The 3,643-nt window shown below is 76.5% G+C and carries 1 protein-coding gene and 2 pseudogenes; all 3 read left to right on the top strand.

What is annotated here, in order from left to right; translation table 11 throughout:
* Nucleotides 1-1,672 (top strand): annotated as a pseudogene (locus IH13_RS0118770) (DUF11 domain-containing protein); the annotation flags it as partial.
* Complete coding sequence (locus IH13_RS0118775) at nt 1,669-2,373, top strand: Pvc16 family protein (protein ID WP_031085926.1); 705 nt, start codon at nt 1,669-1,671, stop codon at nt 2,371-2,373. The pseudogene IH13_RS0118770 and the gene IH13_RS0118775, both read left to right, overlap by 4 nt.
* A pseudogene (locus IH13_RS0118780) lies at nt 2,370-3,643 on the top strand (ATP-binding protein); the annotation flags it as partial. The gene IH13_RS0118775 and the pseudogene IH13_RS0118780, both read left to right, overlap by 4 nt.

Here is a 3,643-nt window from a genome sequence, read left to right on the forward strand (position 1 = left end):
CAGCGACTCGCATCCGGCCTGGTCACCGGATGGCGGCACCCTCGCCTTCACCCGCGACCACGTGATCCACGGTCTCGGCGGCAACAAGCACGTCTGGACCGTGCCGGTGGACGCACTCGAACAGCAGCGGGACCTGACCTCGACGGTCTGTCCCGGGCTCTGCAAGGTGATCGACGACAGTCCGGCCTTCTCCCCCGACGGCCGCACGCTCGCCTTCAACCGGAAGGACCGTCAGGACGGGCGGCTGACGGGCGTCGTCATCGCCTCGGTGGCGGACGGCTCCTGCGAGGTCGTGCTGCCGGGCAGTCTGCGGAACGACCCCGGCGCCTGCGGCAAGGACCTGCCGGACACCTACGAGACCGGGCCGTTCCAGCCCCGTGACGTCGCCTGGTCGCCCGACGGCAGCCGCCTGGTGCTGAGTTCGCGCCGTGCGAGCGCGCCGGAATCGCCGGAGGCGCTGTCCGTCCTCGACCTGGACTCGGGTGTGCTGACGCCGCTCACGGCCGGGCTGCCGGGCCGCCAGAAGGAGCCCGCCTACCAGCAGTCGGTCGACCTGGCGGTGACCGCCCCGCCCACCGGGCCCCGGGTGGAGGCCGGTTCGTCGGTCTCCCTGACCGTCACCGTCACCAACCACGGCCCGTCGCCCTCGCCGCGGACGACGTTCACCGCGGACGTGCCGCCCGGCGTCCGTCTCGACTCGCTGACCATCCCCTCCGGCCCGTGCCCCACCGGCTCCCCCCAGTGCGACCTGGGCGTCCTCGCGCCCGGGGCGAGCGTGCCGGTGACCGTCGGGCTGACCGGGGTGACGACGGGCGAGCAGCGCGTCGGGTGGTCCGTCACCGGGTCGGTCGTCGACCCCAGCCCCTCCGACAACGCCGCCGGCACCGTCGTCCCGGTCGACGCCGTGACACCGCCCCCGACGCCCACTCCCACGCCCACGGTCACCCCCGCGGTCCCGCCGGCACCGGCGCCGCCCGCGTCCTCACCGCCCGCCCCCGCCCCGGCTCCTCCGGTGCCGGCCCCTCCGCGGGCAGGGCCCGGCCTGACGGTCGCCGCCCAGCCGAACCCCGGCTTCGTGGGGGGCCGGGTCGTGGTGACGTACACCGTGCACAACGGGAAGAACGCCCTGGCGACCGGGTTGCGGCTGAGGCTCGGGCTGCCCGCGGGCATCCCGGCCGGACCGCTGCCCGCCGGTTGCGGCAACGGCGTGTGCGCGCTGGGGGACCTGGCGCCGGGTGCCTCCACGGTCGTACGGGTGGTGCTGGCGCCGGACAAGGCGCTGCGGGCCCGGATCACCGGCACGCTGACCACGACCGGCACCGACGCGGACCCGAGCGACAACACCGCCCGGACCTCGCTGCGGATCCTCCGGCCCGAGATCGTCGCGGTGCCGAACGTCGGCAAGCCCGGGTTCGTCACCTCCGTGCGCGGCAAGGACTTCCCGCCCGGCGCGCCGGTGACGCTGACCTGGAAGCCGGGCATCACGGCGGCGGCCCCGCCCGTGGTGCCCGGGTCCGACATGACGTTCACCGGGCAGTTGCTGATCCTGTTCAAGGACCGGACGGGCCCGCGCACCATCACCGCGAAGGGGCCCGGGTTCAGCCCGGTCACCACCACGTTCCTGGTCGTGAGCGGCAGTATCGGCCCGCCGGACGAGGTGGTGCGCCGGTGATCCACGAGGTCGACGAGGGACTGCGGCTGCTGCTCGTGGAGGCCGGTCTCCAGGAGAGCGGTGTCGAGATCGTCTTCGACGCCCCCACCCGTGACTGGGCGGCCCGGCGCAACGCCCCGACCATCAGCGTCTTCCTGTACGACATCCGGGAGGAGGTGACGCGGCGGCGGACCGGGACGGCGGAGGTCCACGACGGCGCGGGGACGGTCGTCGGCCGCCGCACCCCGCCGCGCTGGTTCGGGCTGACCTATCTGGTCACCGCCTGGACCAACCGGCCGCAGGACGAGCACCGTCTGCTGTCGGAGGTGCTGCGGTGCCTGATCCGGTCGGACGTCCTGCCCGCCCGGCTGCACACGGGCAGCCTCGCCGAGCTCGGGCTCACCGTCGGGATCGACGCGGCGGGCCCGGGCGCGGACGGCCCGTCGGCGTCGGACGTGTGGTCGGCGCTCGGGGGCGAGCTCAAGCCCTCGATCGTGCTGCGGGTCTCCGCGCCGCTGGCGGGCGAGCAGACGTCCGTGGGCCCGCCGGTCACCGAGGGCCTGGTGGTGCGGACCGCCACGGCGGTCGACGGCGCCGAGCCCGGCCCGGGACGCCGGCTGCGGTACGAGGGCGTGGACGACCCCGGCGCCGAAGGGTTCGCGGCCGAGCGTGAACGGCTGCCTCCGGCGGTCCGCCGGCGCCGCGGAGGTGGGCTGCGATGACGCAGGACGTACGGGAGCGGCCGGGGGCCGCCGTGCCGGGCCTCCAGGACCTGTGGGAGCGGCTGAGCGGTGTGGAGCGGCGGGTGCGGCAGGCCGTGGCCGCGCGCCGCGCCGTGGACCCGAACCCTGACGATCCCTACCGCGGGCAGTATCTGACCCCGGAGGCGGCCGAGCGCCTCCTCGCCTCCCCCTCCGCCTTCTTCCCGGCGCCGCCGGACGGTGGGGAACCGGAGCCGCCGGCGACGGACGGCAGGCTCGGCCGGCTCGCCCTGGACTTCGGGCTGCCGCCGCTGGACGTGGAACTGCTGCTGGTCGCGATGGCCCCGGACGTCGACGCCCGGTTCGAGCGGCTGTACGGCTACCTCAACGACGACCTGACCCGGCGCAGGCCGACCGTCGGCCTCGCGCTGGAGCTGTGCGGGCTGCCGGTGGCGGGGCCGGGGCGGTTCCGCTTCTCGCCGTCGGCGCCGCTCGTCGCGGGCGGCCTCCTGGAGGTCGACGAGGGCGGGCTCCCGCTGCTGTCACGGGTGCTGCGGGTCCCCGACCGGGTGACCGCGCACCTGCTGGGTGACGACGAGATCGCGGACACGCTGCGCGGAGTGGTCCGGACCGGCCGGGGGCGGCCCGGGCCGGACAGCGGACAGACCGCGCGGGTGGCCGCGGCGGTGGGGGCCGGCGGGCTGGTGTATCTGCTGGACAAGGGCGGTGATCCGGCCGGGCTGGCCCTCGACGCCCTGGTGGCCGCGGGCCGGCGCCCGCTGGTCGTGGACCCGGCGGCGCTGGTCGCGGACCCGGCACCGGCGCGGCTCGTGCGCACCCTGGTCACGGAGGCCCGGCTGAGCGGCGGAGGGCTGGTCCTCGGCCCGGTCGAGGCGCTCGAACCCCAGCTCCCGGAGCGGGCCCGGCTCCTGCGCGGCCTGTGCCGTGCGTCGGAGGGCGTCCCGCTGGTGGTCCACGGGACGAAGGGCTGGGACCCGCTGTGGACGCAGGAGAGCCCCGTGCTGTTCGGTGCCGCGCCGCCGTCGGCCGCGTGGCTGGTGTCGCTGTGGGGGCGGGCGCTGGCGGACGCCGCCGGGACCGCGCCGGGCGGGCCGGTCCCGCTCGGCGACGAACTCGCCGCCGCCGTGGCCGCGTACCGCCTGGACGCGGAGCAGATACGCAAGGCGGCCGGTGTCGCCACCCGGACGGCGGCCCTGGAGCGGCGGCCGGTGGGCGCGCAGGACCTGCGGGCCGCCGTACGGGGCCAGAACAGCGCGGGTCTGGAGCGGCT

The organism is Streptomyces sp. NRRL WC-3549 (assembly GCF_000721935.1).
GTDB lineage: Bacteria > Actinomycetota > Actinomycetes > Streptomycetales > Streptomycetaceae > Streptomyces.